General features: G+C 64.4%; 2 protein-coding genes. Both read left to right on the top strand.

Annotated elements, in window-relative coordinates; genetic code table 11:
* Positions 1 to 449 (top strand): hypothetical protein (locus VF202_10015; GenBank protein ID HEX7040438.1); only part of this gene is annotated, 449 nt, incomplete at its 5' end.
* On the top strand, positions 446 to 1,065 hold a 620-nt coding region (locus tag VF202_10010; protein ID HEX7040437.1), incomplete at its 3' end, for a hypothetical protein. The genes VF202_10015 and VF202_10010, both read left to right, overlap by 4 nt.

The following is a 1,065-nucleotide window of genomic DNA, read 5'->3' as shown; positions in this document are numbered from 1 at the left end:
TCGGCCGCTCGTTCGAGGACTCGCTCGCTGATGCCTTCCTGGGTGCCGAGGTCAACTTCGGCAACATGCTGAAGCGCATGGCTGCGCAAGCCGCGGCGAGCGGGCTGATCAACGTCATTGCCGGCGCATTCCCCGCGGGCGGTTTCGGCGCGAAGGTCCTCGGCTTCCTCGGCTTCGGCGGCGGCAGAGCACAGGGCGGCGAGATCAGTCCCGGCCGTTTCTACATGGTGGGTGAGCGCGGTCCTGAGCTGATTGCTCCGAGGTCCGCGGGAACGGTAATCCCGAACCACAAACTCGGTGGGTTGACCATCAACGTAGACGCTCGCGGCGCTCACGATCCTGTGGCTGTGGAGCAGGCGGTTGAGCGCGGTGTCAGGGCTGCCGTGCAGATCGCCGGCGCGCAGACGCAAGCGATGATCGGTCAACTGTTTCGACCGGCGATGGCATGAGCGCGATTCTGCTCCCCGCGATCCGGCGGCCGTCGGTGAATCTCGTCCGATATGACGCGGCCGGCAGAGAGGTTGTCGGGGCCACCGAATTCACGAACTGGCTGCCCTCGACCTCGGAGAGCATGCGCATCTCCGACATGGGGCTTGCGGCCGGTGACGTCATATCCGCTTCGGCGGAGATCAAGAGCGCCGTTTCGGGTGAACGCACGCGTCTCGGCGTGGATTTCTTCGACATCTCGGGGGGCGGGCTACCAGGGGGCTCAGTGTCTCAGTATGTCGATGCGCAGGCGTACACGCGGCATGAAATCGACAACGTGACCATTCCCACCGACGCGGCGTTCGTGCTGCTCTTCGCTCAGCGCGAATCCGGCGCCGGTAACGCCTCTATCCGCAAAGGCATGATCAACCGCGGCCCCACCGCCCAGCCCTACGACATACCGAAGCGCGGCGCATGGGCACCGATGACACACGGCTTGCTTGTGCGGGACAACGAGCAGTTCGTGCATCGGTATCTTTCCGGCGCGTCGCAGATCACTACGTTTCCTTCGCGCCGGTGGCTTCTACAGTTCGCGACGCACATCCTAGAAGGTGATGAGCTTCGCGAGTGGTCGCTCGC

Source organism: Trueperaceae bacterium (assembly GCA_036381035.1).
GTDB lineage: Bacteria > Deinococcota > Deinococci > Deinococcales > Trueperaceae > DASRWD01.
Note: the sequence above shows the minus strand (reverse complement) of the source record. Positions and strands in the feature narration are given on the sequence as shown.